13 protein-coding genes are annotated in these 17,028 nt (G+C 64.3%); 4 read left to right on the top strand and 9 right to left on the bottom strand.

Annotated features, from left to right (window positions below; all coding sequences use genetic code 11):
• The 8 genes from GXY33_03625 to GXY33_03590 all read right to left on the bottom strand — a co-directional run.
• On the bottom strand, positions 1-193 hold a 193-nt coding region (locus GXY33_03625; protein ID NLX04217.1), incomplete at its 3' end, for a hypothetical protein.
• Positions 194-340: 147 nt separating this feature from the next.
• Positions 341-1,828 carry an alginate export family protein gene (locus GXY33_03620; protein NLX04216.1) on the bottom strand — a complete coding sequence of 496 codons (1,488 nt, stop codon included), beginning with the start codon at positions 1,826-1,828 and terminating at the stop codon, positions 341-343.
• 23 nt (positions 1,829-1,851) lie between these two features.
• Positions 1,852-3,750 carry a sodium:solute symporter family protein gene (locus GXY33_03615; GenBank protein NLX04215.1) on the bottom strand — a complete coding sequence of 633 codons (1,899 nt, stop codon included), beginning with the start codon at positions 3,748-3,750 and terminating at the stop codon, positions 1,852-1,854.
• Positions 3,751-3,809: 59 nt separating this feature from the next.
• A complete protein-coding gene (locus tag GXY33_03610) occupies positions 3,810-3,980 on the bottom strand; it encodes a hypothetical protein (GenBank protein ID NLX04214.1) in 171 nt (56 codons plus the stop codon).
• A 264-nt stretch (positions 3,981-4,244) separates the two neighbouring features.
• Positions 4,245-5,513, bottom strand: coding sequence for an alkaline phosphatase (locus GXY33_03605; GenBank protein ID NLX04213.1), 1,269 nt, complete (start codon positions 5,511-5,513; stop codon positions 4,245-4,247).
• Positions 5,514-5,621: 108 nt separating this feature from the next.
• Complete coding sequence (locus GXY33_03600; protein ID NLX04212.1) at positions 5,622-6,137, bottom strand: hypothetical protein; 516 nt, start codon at positions 6,135-6,137, stop codon at positions 5,622-5,624.
• Between the two features lie 7 nt (positions 6,138-6,144).
• A complete protein-coding gene (locus GXY33_03595; GenBank protein ID NLX04211.1) occupies positions 6,145-6,423 on the bottom strand; it encodes a DUF1232 domain-containing protein in 279 nt (92 codons plus the stop codon).
• 6 nt (positions 6,424-6,429) lie between these two features.
• Positions 6,430-8,286, bottom strand: a complete 1,857-nt coding sequence (locus tag GXY33_03590) for an amino acid permease (GenBank protein ID NLX04210.1) — start codon at positions 8,284-8,286, stop codon at positions 6,430-6,432.
• Between the two features lie 315 nt (positions 8,287-8,601).
• On the opposite strand from GXY33_03590, the gene GXY33_03585 reads away from it, so the two are divergent.
• The 3 genes from GXY33_03585 to GXY33_03575 are packed head-to-tail and all read left to right on the top strand — an operon-like array spanning position 8,602 to position 12,081.
• Positions 8,602-9,954 carry a hypothetical protein gene (locus GXY33_03585; GenBank protein NLX04209.1) on the top strand — a complete coding sequence of 451 codons (1,353 nt, stop codon included), beginning with the start codon at positions 8,602-8,604 and terminating at the stop codon, positions 9,952-9,954.
• Between the two features lie 3 nt (positions 9,955-9,957).
• Positions 9,958-11,400, top strand: a complete 1,443-nt coding sequence (locus tag GXY33_03580; GenBank protein ID NLX04208.1) for a hypothetical protein — start codon at positions 9,958-9,960, stop codon at positions 11,398-11,400.
• A gap of 3 nt (positions 11,401-11,403) precedes the next feature.
• The gene (locus tag GXY33_03575; protein ID NLX04207.1) at positions 11,404-12,081 is read left to right on the top strand and encodes an N-acetyltransferase; all 678 of its coding nucleotides are present in this window, start codon (positions 11,404-11,406) and stop codon (positions 12,079-12,081) included.
• Positions 12,082-12,126: 45 nt separating this feature from the next.
• On the opposite strand, the gene GXY33_03570 is transcribed toward GXY33_03575, so the two are convergent.
• Positions 12,127-15,051, bottom strand: coding sequence for a hypothetical protein (locus GXY33_03570; protein NLX04206.1), 2,925 nt, complete (start codon positions 15,049-15,051; stop codon positions 12,127-12,129).
• Between the two features lie 304 nt (positions 15,052-15,355).
• Here GXY33_03570 and GXY33_03565 point away from each other — a divergent pair, with 304 nt between their 5' ends.
• A complete protein-coding gene (locus GXY33_03565; protein ID NLX04205.1) occupies positions 15,356-16,999 on the top strand; it encodes a hypothetical protein in 1,644 nt (547 codons plus the stop codon).
• Positions 17,000-17,028 lie beyond the last annotated feature (29 nt).

Below are 17,028 nucleotides of genomic sequence, written 5' to 3'. Positions count from 1 at the left end.
GGAGGCGCTTGTCGCCGATGTGGACGGTTCCGACGATTCGGTCGTCGTGGTGCATGACCCGCCACTGGTCCGGGGCGTTTTGGAGCATGCGTCGAAGGTGGCGGTACTTTGGGGTATCGGCCTGGAAGCCGAAGGCGCCCATCAGGACCCCTAAGACGGCGTCGGTGTCGGCGGCGGTCGCGGTTCGAAACATCGCGAGGTCTCCGAAACAAGACGGTTGTGGACCGAGTGTATCGGGAACGAGAGGGGAATCCAGTTTTTTGAGAGCGTGAGGGGAGGGGGATAAAAAGAAGCGCCCGGTTTTGGCCGGGCGCTTTATCGGGCTGCGTTGTTTGGGCGACTAGAGGCTCAGGACGACCTCGGCGCGGAGGAAGACGGCGGGGTCGTTGGACTCATCGGTGTAGTAGTCGCCGGGGAAGAAGAACTCGCTGACGAGGTGTCCGCTGACGTGCTTGTTGATTTTGTAGCGGAGGAGCCAGCTCAGGAGTTGTCCGCGGAAGCATCCGCTGTCGGAGAATCCCCAGCGGTCGCGGTAGGAGTTTTCATCGGCGAAGAGGAGGTTGTAGTCGGTGCACATTTCGATTTTTTCATGGGGGTAGACGGTCCAGCCGAAGCCGAGTCGGTGCATGTTGGTGACCTGGGCGATGCGGGTTTCGCGGGTGTAGGTTCGGATGAGGATTTCGGTGAACTGCGGCCATCGGCCCCAGAGGTTGTCCCAGGCCTCGTTGGTGCTGTCGGTGCCGGGCTCGTCGCCGGAGAGGAATTCGTAGCCGACGCGAAGCTGGTTGTTGTACTTGTCGTTGAACTTGTAGGTCAGTTTGCTGTTGAAGCCGAGGGCGCAGACGTCCTGGCGGTTTTTGTGTCCGAGCTGCTGGGCGAGTTCGGCGTAGTAGTTCCAGTGTTCGTCGAGATCGCCGGTGATGCGGCCGCCGTAGGTGTAGATATTGCCGGTGTCGCCGTTGGCGGCTTCGGCGTTCATGTGCTTGTAGATGAAGTATCCGCCGACTTCGGCGTTGGGCACGAGGGACTTGTTGGTGACCCAGAGGATGGCGCCGCGTTCGTCCTGTTCGGTGACGAGGGCGTCCTGATCGTTGAAGGGTTTGACGCGGTCGCTGGGATCGGCGGCCTGGTCGATGTAGATCAGGTCGATGTTGGTCTTGCTTTCCTCGAGTTTGGCGGTGAAGCGGACGGCGTCGAAGTAGATAGTGCGCGAGCCGTCGAGTGGGGTGCCGTCGAGGACGAGCCATCCGTTGCCCAGGACGATATCCTGGCGTCCGACGACCATGTCGACCGGCTGGCCGAACATGTTGTGCCAGACGACGTTGGCGGTGTCGAGGAGGACCTCGGACTCTTCGGCGTTGATGCTGAGCTTGCCGGGCGGCGTGCAGTAGTTTCGCCACTCCCAGGTGAGGCGGGCGTTGATGTCGATATCCTCGACCGGGCTGAGGGTGCCCCAGAGGCGGGTCCGCCAGCGGCCATAGTTTTCATCGGCGGGGGCGCGGTTGTCGTGCGTGTTGAGGAAGACGACGTTGTGGAGGTATTCGTCGCGGAGTCGCTGATCGACGCCCCACTTGAACCACGGGACCGGCTGCTTGAGCTGCGCGATGAAGCTCTCGACTTCGGGTGAGAACTCCAGTCCGCTGGGCGGAGGGGGGGGAGGCGTTTGTTCTTCGACGACTTCGACTTCGATGACCTCTTGTTCGGTCACCGCGGGTGCGGCGGGTTCGGCCGCCGGGGCGGTTTCCTGAGCCAGGGCCGACCCGGTCCACGCCAGGAGGACGGCCACACCGATCATCGTCCACAGGTACGCTCGCACGATTTTGCTCATACTGCAATCCTTTCCTGTGCTGACTATTCCACTCCCGTTGCGCTCAACGCTTTGGCTCGGGATTCCTTGTTTGCGGCAGCCGGACCGTGGAAGCATCGGGCCAAGTGGCTTTGGTCCGGCGGCTGGGTGAAGAGGCTGACCACGACGGCCACGATGGCCGAGATAGGGAGGGCGACGAGGATCGGGTCGACGACCGGCCAGTTGGGTGAGTTGGCGAGGATGCTGGTCTTGGCTTCGCCGGTGAGGGCCTTGGTGACGATCTGGACGAGTCCGATGTCGCCGGCCTCCTGGGCTTTGATGAGCAGGAGCCAGAAGGCGGTGACGACGAATCCGGTGATCATGGAGGCGATGGCCGCGGGGCGGGTCATTCGCCGGAAGAACAGGCCGCCGACGAAGGTGGGCAGGAAGGCTGAGGCGCAGAGGCCCATGAAGATGGCGGTGGCGCGGGCGATGATGTAGGTTTCGTCCGGGTCATGGCTGATCACGACGGCGATGATGATCCCGATGATGATGCCGATTCGCGTGATGTGCATACTGCGGTTGATCCCGCTTTCGGCTTTGGACGGCCAGATTTGTTCAACGACGTCGCGTCCGAGGGCGGTTCCGAGGGCATGGAACTGGCTGGACAGGGTGCTCATGGCGGCGGCCAGGAGGGTCAGGAGAAAGAGCAAGCCGAAGTACTTGGGCATGGCTTTATTGATATAAGCAGGAATGATGTCGTCAGCCTTACCGGCGTAGACGATAGAGATGCTTCGGCCGTTGACGACGGGCACCTGCTCACCGCTGACGGTGGCGTTGCCCAAGGTCGGATCGGCTTCAGCAAGGACTACCGGCGCCATCTTGCCCTCGATATCAACCCAGTCACCTTTTTCGTTTTTCGACATGAGTTGAATTACAGCATGATTCTTTTCTTCACTGATTATTTTGACGACTCGGCCGGTCAGCGGCTGGCCGTGGGTGGCGAACCAGGCGTTGGAGAGGCTTCCGACGGTGAAGGCGACTCCGGTCATGACGATGATGAAGATTCCGCCGATCAGGACGGCGCGGTTGAGTTCTTTTCGGCTTTTGACGGTCATGAATCGGACGACGAGCTGGGGCTGGGCGAGGACGCCGACGCCGACGCCGAGGGTGATGGTGCTGATGACGATCCACCAGAGGTTGTATTTGATGTCTCCGAAGCCGAAGTCGGGGGTGGCAGTCCAGCCCTGGTGGCCGATGTTTTTGAGCGGTCCCGGGACCAGGTCGGCGAGGCTGGTGAGGGTTTGATGGCCTTCGACGACGCCTCCGACCATCCAGTAGGTACCGATCAGAAGGATGAACATGCCCACGAACATGATGGAGCCCTGGAGGGCGTCGGTGTACATGACGCCCTTGAGGCCTCCGACCACGACGTAGGCGGCGATGATGACACTGAAAACGAGGAGGGCGACGTTGTAGTCGATGTTGAACTGGGTGGCGATGAAGACGCATCCGCCGATGAGGACGGCGGCGGCGTAGAGGGGGATGAAGAAGAAGATGATCAGGCCGCCGAAGACCTGGATGAACTTGCTCTGGAATCGGCGGCCGAGGAGTTCGGGGAAGGTGTGGGCGTCGAGGCGGTGTCCCAGCCGGCGGGTGGGTCCGCCGAGGACGACGAAGGCGATAAAGATTCCGACGAAGATGTTCAGGAAGGTCAGCCACAGGAGGCTCATGCCGAAGAGGCCGGCGACGCCGCCGAAGCCGACGATGGCGCTGGTGGAGATGAAGGTAGCGCCGTAGCTCATGGCCATGACGAAGGGGTGGACCTGGCGGCCGGCGATCATGTAGTCGGCGGTGGTTCTGGTGCGGCGGAAGCCCAGCCAGCCGAGGTATCCCACCATCACGAGGTAGAGAATGACGACGATCACTTCGGGCAGTCCGACAGTTTGCGCCAAGAGAGTCATGGCATGCCTCCAGGAAAAGATGCGGGAAGAGTCAGCGTCGGACGCTCGGGAAGGTCAGGCTAGAGTTCTTCTTCGATGCGTTTTTCCCGGGCGGCCCAGTCGACGTCTTCTCTTTCGATCGGCTCTTCGCCGCGGTTCCAGTTGACCAAGCCGTACACGACGCACAGCAAGGCGCTCAGGATACACAGGACGTAGGCCAACCAAACGAATGTGTCATCGATACCCAGCATGGAGTTGATCCTTTTGGCGGCGTCAGCGTCCACTGCCGTTGACCCAACCGCGCCGCCGGGTTCAGAACGTGTAAATCGGACTTCTTATACCCGAAGTTAAGAGGGATGCAAACAGGGAATTGGGAAAAACTTCACAAGGAAGAGGGTGGCGGCCAAGAGTTTAATGTGTGGCGTACAGCGTCAACCGGTGTTGCGCGGGGCTTGCACAAAACTGGACAGCATCAACCGGTGCTTCAAATTTTGATGGGCGGGAGGTTTCTGTGGTCAGGGCGTTGCCGGCTGGGCGACGGGGGCGCGTTGGAGCTGGTCGATGTCGAGCAGTGAAGCGAAGAGGCGGGGCAGATCGGCGTTGTCGTGGAGTCCGGTGAATCGGATGGCTTCGGGTCCGAAGGCGTAGATCGGGACGGTGACGCCGGAGTGGGACAGCGAGCCGACGGCGGGTTTGTCGGGCCATTTGAGGGTGAGGCTCTGGCCGCTGCGGTCTCCGCCGGCGATGACCATGCCGCCGGTTTCGTGGTCGGCGGTGACGACGACGAGGGTATCCTGGTGTGTGAGGGCGAAGTCGGCGGCGACCTGGACGGCCTGGTCGAACAGGAGGGTTTGTCGGACGGCGTCGGGGCCGTCGCCGGCGTGGCAGGCCCAGTCGATCTGGCTGCCTTCGACCATGAGGAAGAAGCCGTCGGGGTCGCGGGCGAGGAGTTGGATGGCCTTTTGGGTCATTTCAGCGAGGGTGGGTTCGACGTCACGGAATTGGGGTTCTTCGAGGCGGAAGAGGCCGACGACGCGGTCGGCGTTCAGCGCGGCCAGTTGCTGGCGGCGGGTGGCGAGTTGGCAGCCGTCGGAGGGGGCGTTTTCGGCCAGCCAGAGGGCGGCCCGGCGTTCGCTGACTTCGCCTTCGGTGGGAGGTTCGGCGAGGCCGATGCTGGCGAAGAGGACGTTGAGCCGGGCATCGAGGATCTGTTTGGCGATCTCCGCGTGGTGACCGCGGGAGCTGACGTGTGCGGCGAAGGCGGCGGGCGTGGCGTGGGCGGGGGTGCAGACGGTGACCAGGCCGGTGGCCATGTTCTTTTCGTCGCGGGCGGCTTCGAGGATGGTTCGCAGGGGGGTGCCGTCGGGCAGGAGCGAGAGCATGCCGTTGTTGGTTTTTTGGCCGGTGGCCAGGGCGGTGGCGGCGGCGGCGGAGCAGGTGACCAGGGCGTTGGCGGAATGGGTGGTCATGGCGCCGGTGACGGGCAGGCGGTCCATGTGGAGCCGGCCGTCGGGCCCGGCACCGAGGATGCGGGCGGCGGTGACCTGGGCAGGGCCCATGCCGTCGCCGATCATGAGGATGATGTTTTTGACGTTGATCTGCTCGATCATCGGCAGCGGGGTTTGGTCGGCGGGCGGGCGGTAGAAGTCGAAGTCGGCGGCCACGTGGGTGACGGGCTGGGTGGTCTGGGCGTACTGGGCGACGGCAACGCCGACCAGCAGGAGGAAGATCAGGCCGACGACGACGGATACGGCGCCAAACGTTCTGCGTGAGCGAAACTGCATGGTCATCTCCAACTGCCGCTAATTTCGGGGTTTACAGCAGATATTCGCCTCCAGGGGCGGGGGCGGGCACTGCTTTCTCTAATCTTATACGGGCCGTTGGGTTTTGTTTCATGATAAATCGCGGGTTTGGCGGTAGTGGTCGAGGGTGAGGAAGGGCCAGGCTTCGGGGTCTCCGTCGGGTTCGGTTTGGGGTTCGGCGGAGCGTCGGATGAGCCAGGGGATCAGCCAGGCGAGGATCAGGACGGCGATCAGCAGTTCGGCTGGGATGATCCGGTAGCCGAGGAATCGCAGCAGCAGCCAGGCGGCGAGGATCAGGGCGATGAACCAGAGGGGGCCACCGGGGGCGAATCGGCGGATGGGCGGCCAACGATACTCACGGTCGCTGCGGAGGAAGAGGATGCACTTTTCCCAGGCGGCGGGCCCTTTTTCGGCGGGTTTGCGTGCCGGACCCAGGTCGGCTTCGCGGACGGCCAGGTCGGGCCGCAGCAGCAGCGGAATCTCACGGAGGGCCGGGTCGTCGATCCGGTCGGGCCAGTCGTTTTTGAGGCGATCGAAGGGGATCCGGCCGTCCTGGTAGCGGGTCATCAGGTAGGCGGCGATGTTGCGGGCTTCGCGGTCGATCATGGCGGTCTCAGGAGGAATCCTTCGGATTGCGGCACTCTTCGAGCACGTCGGCGGGAACCAGCCGCATGGCGGCGATGACCAGGAGCGGGATGATCACCAGGTCGTCGAGGTGGCCCAGGACGGGAATGAAATCCGGGATCAGGTCGAAGGGCAGGAGGGCATAGGCCACGGCAGCGGCGAGAAGGAATCTGGAGAATCGCGGCGTGCGAGGATGGGCGATGACGCGGCGGTAGAAGGCCAGTTGCCTTTTGAAGCCGCCGCCGATGGACTTGAGGCGATCCAGCACGTCGGGTCACTCCTGACGTTTGCGTTTGCCCAGAAGGACGAGGTCTCGCAGGGACTCTTTGGTCTTGGCGGCCATCCATCGGCGGTCGAAGTCGGGGTCCTGGACGATGGCGGCGATGGCGGCCAGGGCGCGGAGGTGGAAGGGGCGCTCGTCGCGGGTGCCGACGAGGCAGAAGACGGTGTGGACGCGGGAGGCGTCATCCGAGAAGGCGATGCCGGGTTTGCAGCGGGCCAGGAGAATGTCGAACTTGTGCTCGCCGGGGATGACGATGTGCGGGATGGCCAGGAAAGGGCTGAGCACGGTGGAGCTTTCGCGTTCGCGGGCGATCAGGAGGCGGTAGAACTCTTCGGGCGGAACTTCGAGCTTCGGGGCGAGGGCGTCGGCGGCCAAACGGAAGAACTGGTCGGCGGTGACCGGTTCGTCGACGTCGAGGACGGGGTCCTCCTCGATGATGTGGTCGAATCGGTCTTTGACGATCACGTCGCGTTCGCGGACGATTTCCTTGAGCTCGGTTTCGAGCAGGTGGCTGGTGAGCTCCTTGGCGGTGATCCGTTCGATCAGGTGGAGGAGGGCGAATTCGCGAGTGGCGCGGATGCGGCCGTAGAACCAGTAGACGAAGAGGCCGGCGGCCATCAGCAGGATGCTGGTCAGGAGGGCCTCCTGTCCGATTCCCAGGAGCAGAAGGACGAAGCCGATGGCGCCGGCGATCTGCATCCACGGGTAGAGCGGGGCCTTGAACTGCGGCTGGTAGTTCTGGAGGCGGCTCTCGCGGAGGATGATGACGGACAGGCAGGTGAAGGCGAAGGAGAGGATCAGCACGGTGGAGGCGGCCTTGACGAGCAGGTTGATCTCGAGGAAGAGGGCCACGAGGATCATCACGCCGGTGACGAGGGTGGAGAGCATGGGGGTTTTGAAGCGGTCGCTGATGCGGCCGAAGGCTTCGGGGAGCATCTCGTCACGGGCGAGGGCCAAGGGGAATCGCGAGGCGGCCATAATGCCGGCATTGGAGGCGGTGAGGAAGGCGAGGATGGCGGCGACGCTCAGGACGATGCGTCCGGTCTCGCCGAGCAGTTCGCCGGCGGCGTCGGAGATGGGGGTGAGGGTGGGGGTTCCGTCGGGTCCGCCGGTGTTGAGGGCTTGGGGGCTCAGGACGCCGACGGTGACGAAGATCACGAGGGTGTAGAGCAGGACGATGGTCAGCAGGGCGAAGATCGAGCCGAGGGGGATGTCGCGGCCGGGGTCTTTGACCTCTTCGGCGATGCTGGCGACCTTGAGCAGTCCGCCGTAGGAGACGAAGATGAAGCCGGCGGTGGCCAGGACCATGGGCAGTCCGCCGGGGGCGAAGGGGGTGAAGGAGTTGACGTCGATGTCGGTCAGTCCGAGGCCGGAGAAGACGAGGAGGGTGGCGAGGATTCCGAGGACCAGGAGCACCTGGATGCGTCCGGCGAGTTCGACGCCGACGAGGTTGACGGCGACGAACAGGACGGTCAAGGGGATCAGGATCAGGAGCGGGGGCACGGGAAGGATCAGGACGCTGAAGACCCCGATGCCGACGAGGGCGAAGGCGCTTTTGAGGCAAAGGGCGAACCAGGTGATCAGGCCGTAGATGGTTCCGACGGCCGGACCCATGCTTCGGGTGACGTAGAAGTAGCTTCCGCCGGCCTTGGGCATGGCGGAGGCGAGTTCGGCCTGGCTGAGCATTCCGGTCATGGCGAGGAGTCCGGCCAGGACGTAGGAGACGATGACGGCGGGTCCGGTCATGGCGTGGGCGATGCCGGGCAGGATGAAGAAGCCGGCGCTGAGCATGCCGCCGGAGGCGATGGAAAAGACGTGCAGGAGGTTGAGTTCGCGTTTGAGCTTCATCGAGCTTCCTTATGCGTGTTGTGTCGGATCGGCCGGCGGGAGATCCGTCCCCCGGGCGGACCGGACGATGGGATTATAGGGAATTCTGGGGTCAGAAGCCAGAAGTCAGAAGGTCTGGAAGATGGAATGGAAACTGCGGAATGCAGATATCAGAATGCAGAATGTCGTGGGCGGCGGTATTGAGGCCACAGTCGAGACGATGCGGGAGGGTCGGCAAAAAAGCGGGTGTTCGTTGCCTGCGGACCGGCTGGGCCGGTATGATCGGGGCGATTGGTTCAGACAGGTTGGAAGATCAAGGGCAGGAAGGACGCTGCGATGGGTCAGGCCAAGAAGCTGCTGTTGTGGGACGGGCGGGTGGTCGAGCGGTCGGAAGGGGCGGTGCTGGGTCCGGGCCGGGTGGTCAAGGAGGGTCGGATCCTGATGGAGCAGGACCGGCTATGGGAGGTGCGGACGGACAACATGTACCTCAACGTGCTGCACGAGGAGGGACGGTTCAAGCTGTGGTACAACCCATTCGTGCGGTTTCAGCGGCCGCCGTGGGGCAGGGAGACGGCGCTGGCGTACGCGGAGTCGCGGGACGGCCTGGTGTGGGAGAAGCCGTCGCTGGGACTGTGTCCGTACAACGGGACGACGGCGAACAACCTGCTGGCCCGGTCGGTGCACGGAGCGGGGGTGTTTCGGGACGATCACGATCCGGACGCTTCGCGGCGGTACAAGCTGGTGCATCTGAACGAGCCGGAGACGTTTTCGGAGGTGGAGGCGGGCCGGACGGCGCCGCAGCAGCGGGGCCTGGGGGTCGGGTTCTCGGCGGACGGGCTGCGATGGAGTTGGCCGGCGGACGTCTCGGCCCTTACAGGGATGGTGGGCGATACGCACAACAACGCGTTCTGGGACGAGCGGAGCGGGCGGTACGTGTGCTTCACGCGGATGTGGGACCCGACGCGGGTGGTCGCGCGAATGGAGAGCGAGGACTTTTTGCACTGGAGCGAGGCGGAGGTAGTGCTTCGGCCGGCGCCCTCGGAACTGCGGACGTATCAGCCGTACGCGATGCCGGTGTTTCGGTATGAGGACCTGTATCTGGGCATGGCGGTGATGTTCTCGGAGCATCCGGGTCCGGACACGTGCGATCTGGAGTTGGCGATCAGCACGGATACGCGGAGTTGGACGCGGCCGCTGGCGCATCAGCCGCTGATCCCGCGCGGCGAGCGGGGCGAGTTCGACAGCCACGTGATTTTCGGCCCGACGCAGCCGATCATTCGAGGGCAGGAGATGTGGCTGTTCTATGCCGGATGCAACGGGCCGCACGGCGGGATTCGCGAGACCGGGCTGGGCCTGGCGCGGCTGAGGATCGACGGTTTTGCCGCATGGTCGGCGGGCGAGGACGAAGGTCGGCTGACAACGAGCGTGCTGAGGTGTCCGGGACGGCGGTTGACGCTGAACGCGGAGGCGTCGAAGGGGGCGGTGCGAGTCGAGGTGCTGCGGGCGGACGGCGGACCGGTGGAAGGGTTTGAGCAAGAGCGCTGCCGGCCGATCGGCGGCGACGGCGTGGCGATGCCGGTGGTGTGGGACGCTGAGCAGTTGCCGGAGTCGCTGGTGGGTCAGTCGATCCGGCTGAGGCTGCATTTGTCGAACGCAGCGGTTTACGCGTGTACGTTTACGGAGGGTTGATCGGTGCGGGCAGCGGCTGGAGCGTTTGAGACGGTCTCGAAGGTGGGCGATCCGACGGCCGGTCGGACGGGCGCGGTGATCGAGCGGGTGGTCGGACCGTTGCGGACGACGGTGGTTTTGCTGGAGGAGGGGAGCGTTCGGGTGTGCCTGGTGGCCTCGCCGTTTTCGACGGATGAGGAGACGATCTCGGAGCGGATTCGCGAGCGGATCGCCGAGCGGGCGGGCATGGCGGCGGAGAATGTGCTGGTGTTCTCGTCGCACGACCACTGCGTTCCGCTGCTGGTTCGTTCGGCGCATTCGACGTGGTCGCAGATCACGGAAAAGCGCGACCAGGGCGACTTGCTGCCGTTGGGCCGTCGGTTCTTGGACGACGCGGTCAGGACGGCGGGACGGCTGGCGTCGGAGCTGCGCGAGGTGACGGTGCATTACGGTCTGGGTCGGGAGGACCGGATCACGTACAACCGCAAGGGCCGCCGGGCGGATGGTTCGACGTATTTCATGCGCGAGGAGGACCGCCGGCTGGTGGGCAAGGACTTTCGCGGGGATATCGACACGGACGCGCCGGTGGTGTGCCTCAAGGACTCGGGCGGCGGGATTGTGCTGCTGTTGGTGCAGTTTACGGGTCATCCGGTGACGGCGTATCATCCGGAGCAGAGCGTGGCGTTCGGCGAGTGGCCGCAGGTGGCGGCTGAGGTGCTGGCCCAGCGTTTTTGCGGATCGGTCGGCGAGCCGCCGGTGGCGTTTTTGCAGGGGTGTTGCGGCGACGTGAACTCCAAGGAGATGTTTTGCGGCGGGGTGGCGCGGTCGATGCAGTTCGGGCGGTATCTGGGGCGAAGCTACGTGCAGGCGGCCAAGCGGCTGGTCCGGTCACAGCGGCATGACATGGGTTTTGCGATGCGAACGGTCCAGGTGCCGCTGGGCCAATTGGCGTCTCAGCGGGCGCTGGAGCGGGACCTGGAGGAGATACGGGATTTCGTTCGTCGGGCCAGCGCGGGCGACCCGCACACGCTGACGTGCGTGGGGTTGAACTTTCCGCGGGCCCTTTCGCCGCGGTACCGGGCGGCGCTGGTGGAAATGATCTCGCCGTGGTATCGATGGGCGCTGCGTCAGCGGCGGACGGGGAAGGCGGAGAAGGCGGCACGGTCGCTGGCGATGGAGATGGCGGTGCTGCGGCTGGGCGACGTGGGGGTGGTGGGGATTCCCGGGGAGCCGTTTCAGGGGATCGGCCGTCAGATCAAGCGCGGCTCGCCGACGGCGCTGACCATTCCGTGCGGGTACATGAACCGGTCGTTCGGCTACATCACGGACGGGCCGAACACCGGCGACCGGGAGTACATGTCGTCGTTTTACCGGTACACGCGTTTTCTGCCGCCGTATCGCAAGCCCGCCGGCGACGCGCTGGCGAAGGAGGCGGTCAGGACATTGAAGCAGCTTTCGAAAGGTTAGGTCATGGGCGAAGAGCAATTCTACGAAGTGGGCCCGCACAGCGAGATCGATCCGGACGTGATCCTGGGCTATAAGTATCCGGGCTGTCGGGAGAAGACGCGGATCGGGGAGCGGGCGATCGTCAAGTCGGGCACGATCATCTACGCGGACGTGACGATCGGGCGGCGGTTCACGTGCGGGCATCACGCGCTGATTCGGCCGGAGACGACGATCGGCGACCGCGTGGTGGTGTACCACAAGTGCACGCTGGAGGGACGGATCACGATCGGGTCGGGCGTCAAGATCATGGCGCACGTGTACATTCCGAGCACGACGCGAATCGGCGAGATGGTGTTCATCGGGCCGGGCACGACGTTTTTGAACGACAAGTTTCCGATGCGCCGGCGGGCGCCGGTGGCGGGCGCGGTGATCGAGGAGCACGTGACGATCGGCGGCGGCTGCACGATTTGTCCGGGCGTGCGGATCGGGGCGTATTCGTTTATCGGGGCGGGGGCGGTGGTCAACAAGGACGTACCGGAGCGGACGCTGGCGTACGGGGTGCCGGCGCGGCACTATCCGCTGCCGGAGGAACTGGCGGGCGGCAACCTGGCGGAACTGCTGCTGCCGCAGACGGACATCTGGGGCGCGCAGCGGGACGAGTCGTGGCGGGAGGAGTTGGACCGGTTTGGAGGCGACCGATAGTGCGCGGGTTCTCGCCGGACGCCTGGCAGCCTGCGTGAGGCAGGATCAGTCCCGTCCCCGATCCGCGGCAAGGAACTTCACAATGTTCAGCAGCAGCCTGTCCGCCGCTGGGTGCGCATTGACGTTATCGAGTATGTCCATCGTCGATATCGTGTAGCCGCCTTTGCCGTGACGGTATGAACCGACCAGCACGCCGGAGAAATACCCATCCGGATCCGGGCAGTACGCGACGGCGAAAGCCGCGGCGACGACCTGGTCCGGCACCCGCGGCGTGTCGAGGACATAGGTCGGCACGACCGGGCCATAGTAGACGAAATCCATCATGCCTCGGGTGAGACCTTCGAAGATCGGGTGCGGTTTGTTGATGCACTCCTTGTGATACAGCCAGTCGAACGAAGAGAAGCACCGACCTTCCCCTATCGGCAGGATATGATCGAGTTGGTACGCGTGCTCCCGGTGATTCGGCACCTCGGGAGTCTCCAGCCGCCCCAGCGACGCGGCGCAGAGGAACGCCGCTCTGGCCCCACGGGCGACGCCGTCGAAGAGTTTTTCCCACACGCTCCGATCGATCTGCATGTTTGAGACATCGCCGATGAGGATGACGTCATTGGCGGCGATCGTCTCGGCGTCGAGCGGCCTGCACGCTGCGCCATGCGCGCTGAGGAATTCCTCGACCTCCCGCGGAATGCCCATGAGGGCGACGCTGCTCTCGACTCGCGGGAACGTCTCGGGGTTGGTGAGATGGAATTTGACCTTTCCTCCGGCGGGCCTGGCGCCGTTTTCCATGTACGCGCGGAAGGTGTACTCGCCCGATCCGCCCGAGATGCGGACGGTCTCCTTGGCGACGGGAATCGCCAGCGACGAGTCCGGGCTCGCGGACGCATCGACCACCGCGCGGGCGCGCTTTTCCCACAGAACGTCGCCGTGGGGGCTTACGATCTGCAGGACCACCGGGTAGTTTCCCGGGCGCAGGACGTCTTCGTTGGCCAGGACGGCTTCGACGGTGAACTGCCTGCCGGAGTAGACGTGTTCTTCGGGAACGAACAGGCACCACTGCAGGGGGCTGTGGCACTTGTGCAGCATGTCGAAAATGCCGGGTTTGAACTCTCGCCAGAAGTCCCACGCCCCCTCGCCGGTGATGCCGTGGTCGAGCAGACCGGTCATGTTGTAGCCGCAGAATTTCGGGTTGGCGCGGATCAGATCGAATCCGATTTCCCGCTGGCGTACCTGGAGTTCCTGGCTGGCGATGAGCATATCCTCGAGCACCGGATAGACCTTCTCCATGCCGAATCGCCGCCAGTCCGCCTCGAGTTTTTCGCAGAGTCCCCGTATGCAGCCCATGTCCACCAGTTTGTCGCTTGCGCCGTTCTGCTGGAAGCGATGGTACTCGCCGATGACGTTCATCATGCTGCCGGCGCCGAATTCCGAAAGGAGGATGGGCTTGCTGTCGTGGCCGAGGGTTCTGAGGAATTCGCGAGTCCGGGGAGAGAGCGGAAGCCTGGGATAGATGTGGACATCACCCATGCCGGGCGAGTATCCCAGGAAGTAGGGCGCGCCCCATGCGGCGGGAGACTCGGGAGCGGAGCGCGAAAAATCAGCGTCCGGAGCTTCCATTCCCCACTCGTACTGCCAGAGGTCGCTGCCGGGATTGCTGATCGAACCGATTCGGGGGTTGCACTCGCCGCGACTGCTGCTGAGCAGCACCAGGCGGTCCTGATCCAGGCTGCGCAAGAGCTTGAGCCCCTCGTAGGCCCTGTCGAATACGGAGCCCCCTCCCGTCTCGTTGAGCATTCCCCAGATGGTCACACTCGGATGGCTGCGGTCGCGAAGGACCATTTCCCGCAGGGCCGAGTCGAAGCGCTGCGGCATCTGGGGCGAATCCTCCAGGAGCCACGCGGCGTAGTTTTCCTCGTAGACCATCAGGCCCAGTTCGTCGCAGAAATCCAGTTGTTCTTCCAGCGGCATGCCGGCGATGAACCGGATCATGTTGAACCCAGCCGCCTTGGCGTAGTACAGATCACGGCGCAGGAACTCGATGTTCGTGGGAACAACCTGACCGATCGGAAAGTGGTTTCCCGTGTGAGAGCTCTTGAGGAACCGTCTTCGGCCGTTGAGGTGGAAGTACCCATTCTTGACGCAGAACTCGCGATAGCCCGTGCGCTTGGTCTTGGTGTCCTCGCCGCCGTCGGCGATCAGGGTTGCGGTGACGTCGTAGAGGAACGGATCGTCCAGGTCCCACCGGCGCGGCGAGTCGACGGTAAGGTGGAACGCATGCACCGATTCGCCGGGTGGCAGTTCGACTTCCAGATCGACGCGGTCATGAACGTCGCCGAGTTTGTCGGAGATCGTCGAGGTGATTCTCGCGGAGACCGCTTGCCGCGTGTCATTGCGGCAGGTGAGTTCGACGCGAGTTTGGCCGGAACGGCAGTCGCTTCGGACGTAGAAATCCTCGATGCGCTTGTCGCGAACGCCCAGCAGGCTGACCTCCTGCAGGATCCCGCCGATCCGCAACGAACTGCCCGGCGCGAAGTCCTTGAAGCTCCGGCAGTTTCGGCAGGGGGTATTGGCGATCGTCATACCGTCGATCGGCTCGTCGTCGGGACAGAGGACTCTCACCGCGATGAGGTTTTCCCGCTGCGGACCGACGAGGTCCGTAATATCGAAACGAAACGGGGTTTCGCCCCCCTCGTGCCGACCGGCGTGCTTGCCGTTGACCCAGACATCGGCAAGATAGTCCACCGCGCGGAAGGCAAGCATGGTCCGCTGATCGGGCTCAGGCGAGTTCTGGACGGTGAACCGCCTGTAGTACCAGACGACTCCCTGGTAGTCCGGGAATGTCTGCTGGATGATCCCGGGGACGACCGCGTCGACGCATCCTTCATGGATCGCGTCGAACCACCTGTCGCGCCGACCGACGTTGGCTCTATCCCTTACGATGGCCCAACCACCGTTCAACACCTGCTTGGACATGACGCACTCCAGACAGCCGGGATTTCCCGGATGATCCGCAACCGGGCGGCTCCGGGCTTGTGGAGGGATTCTATCACGAGTCCGCGCATCAACAAGCCGATTGTCACCGCTTCGACAGAGAAATCCGGGCATTGCACAGCCGCAACACGGGAGGGAAACACATGCTGGCAGACGGGGAATTCTCCGCTGGACGGCAGCGCCGATTTCGCGGCGCCCATTCAGCCTGATTCCCGCGATGCCGATGGCGGGTTGAATCCTGGAGCCGCGGCGGTATACTCTGCCGAAACGGTGAAAGGACCAGATCATGTTCACAGGCGAACCGGTTCCCGTCACGTCGCACTGGCAACTGTTCGTTGACGATTACGTCGTGGGCCGCTCGACCGGGTTGGACCGGGTGGTGCACCATCCGAAGGCGAAGGGGGTGGTGATCGCGGCGGACCGGCCGTGGGAGACGGCTGGGGCGGCGCCGGTCCACATCCACCGGGACAAGGACGGGACGTTTCAGGCGTTCTATAACGCGATGTGGTGGAACCCGTCGGAGGGGTCGGACCACGCGGCGTTCAAGGTGGACCGGGCGCACCATATCAGCGCGGCGGTGGCGCTGGCGACCAGCGCGGACGGGGTGAGGTGGGAAAAGCCCTCGCTGCGGCTGGTGGAAGGGCCAGCGGAGGTGGATCGTTCAGCGGCGCCGTTTCCTCAGCCGAAGGGGAGCACGCGGGAGAACAACCTGGGTGTGCCGTTTAATTTCGTGGCCGACCTGGGCCAGTGGGGCAATGTCGCGGACCCGGCCAGGCGCTACGCCCTGCGGCTGGCGCCGAAGGCGGATGCGGGCTTTCGGATCGGGTCGAACTGGGATCTGGCGCCGAAGGGGTATTTTGCGGCGGCGATCCCGGACTTTCGCAATGACCCGCGGTGGATGGACAAGCTGGTCGATTCGGGCAGCCAGTTTAATCCGCGGCGGAAGATGCTGCACTTCTGGGACGACGTTCACCGTGAGTGGGTGACGATCGAGCAGGGCGTGGTCGGGCACTGGCTGCCGACGCGGGAGATCGCGCGGTTCGGCTCGAAGGACCTGCAAAGCTGGACGGCGGAGGCGTGTCTGTATCCGGACGCCGCGGATCCGCATCGGCAGGACCGCTACGACGAGCCGATGCACATGACGCCGCTGCACACCGAAGGGGTCGTGCTTGGGTTGCTGGCGTGGTTCCATTCGGACCGGACGCATCCGGAGGGCGGGCCGATTCTGCGCGATCCAGCTCAGCCGGGCGGCCATCCGGACCACTGGCCGTTCTGCCGCAAGGGGTTCGGCGGGACGCGGATCACGATCAGCCGCGACGGCGGCAAGACGTGGGACCGCACGTCCAGCCGCGAGGACTGGATTCCGCACGGCACGGAGCAGGACAGCTACGACCGGATCGCCTGGTGCGGGCCGACGCCGGTGCGGGTGGGCGATGAGGACTGGTTCTACGCCACGTGCATCAGCGGCGACCACCTGGGCATTCGGGCCAATCGCGAGCAGAGCAGCTACTATCGCCACCGGCTGCAGACTCAGCAGGTCGGCTTGTACGTGCAGAAGCGCAACCGCTACGTGAGCCTGACGGCGCGCAACTTTGTCGAGGTGCTGATCTCCAAGCCGGTGACGTTGGAGGGCGAGACGCTGGAGGTCAACGCCGATGCGTCGCGCGGGCGGATACGGGTGGGGATCGGTTCGGCCGAACCGATGAGCCTGTTCGACGGCCGGGCGGCCGGTGCGGCGCCGCATCTGCTGAGTTCGCGCGGGCTGATCGAGGGATTCGGATTCGACGATTGCGTACCGATCGAGGCGGACGGGATCGAACAGAAGGTGGCGTTCAAGGGCGGCCGGCGGATCGCGGAGCTGCGGGGCAGGCCGGTGTATCTGCTGTTCGAGATGGTGGATGCGGATTTGTACGGATTTCGGACGGTTTGAAAATGCGAATCGCAACATGAGGACCGATC

It is taken from the genome of Phycisphaerae bacterium, assembly GCA_012729815.1.
In the GTDB taxonomy this organism is placed as follows: Bacteria; Planctomycetota; Phycisphaerae; order JAAYCJ01; family JAAYCJ01; genus JAAYCJ01.
This window is presented reverse-complemented; position numbering and strand designations above follow the sequence as displayed.

Coding starts and splice junctions, on each gene's coding strand:
- GXY33_03620 (NLX04216.1), bottom strand. CDS start 1,828: ATGAGCAAAATCGTGCGAGCGTACCTGTGGACGATGATCGGTGTGGCC.
- GXY33_03615 (NLX04215.1), bottom strand. CDS start 3,750: ATGACTCTCTTGGCGCAAACTGTCGGACTGCCCGAAGTGATCGTCGTC.
- GXY33_03610 (NLX04214.1), bottom strand. CDS start 3,980: ATGCTGGGTATCGATGACACATTCGTTTGGTTGGCCTACGTCCTGTGT.
- GXY33_03605 (NLX04213.1), bottom strand. CDS start 5,513: ATGCAGTTTCGCTCACGCAGAACGTTTGGCGCCGTATCCGTCGTCGTC.
- GXY33_03600 (NLX04212.1), bottom strand. CDS start 6,137: ATGATCGACCGCGAAGCCCGCAACATCGCCGCCTACCTGATGACCCGC.
- GXY33_03590 (NLX04210.1), bottom strand. CDS start 8,286: ATGAAGCTCAAACGCGAACTCAACCTCCTGCACGTCTTTTCCATCGCC.
- GXY33_03585 (NLX04209.1), top strand. CDS start 8,602: ATGGGTCAGGCCAAGAAGCTGCTGTTGTGGGACGGGCGGGTGGTCGAG.
- GXY33_03575 (NLX04207.1), top strand. CDS start 11,404: ATGGGCGAAGAGCAATTCTACGAAGTGGGCCCGCACAGCGAGATCGAT.
- GXY33_03570 (NLX04206.1), bottom strand. CDS start 15,051: ATGTCCAAGCAGGTGTTGAACGGTGGTTGGGCCATCGTAAGGGATAGA.
- GXY33_03565 (NLX04205.1), top strand. CDS start 15,356: ATGTTCACAGGCGAACCGGTTCCCGTCACGTCGCACTGGCAACTGTTC.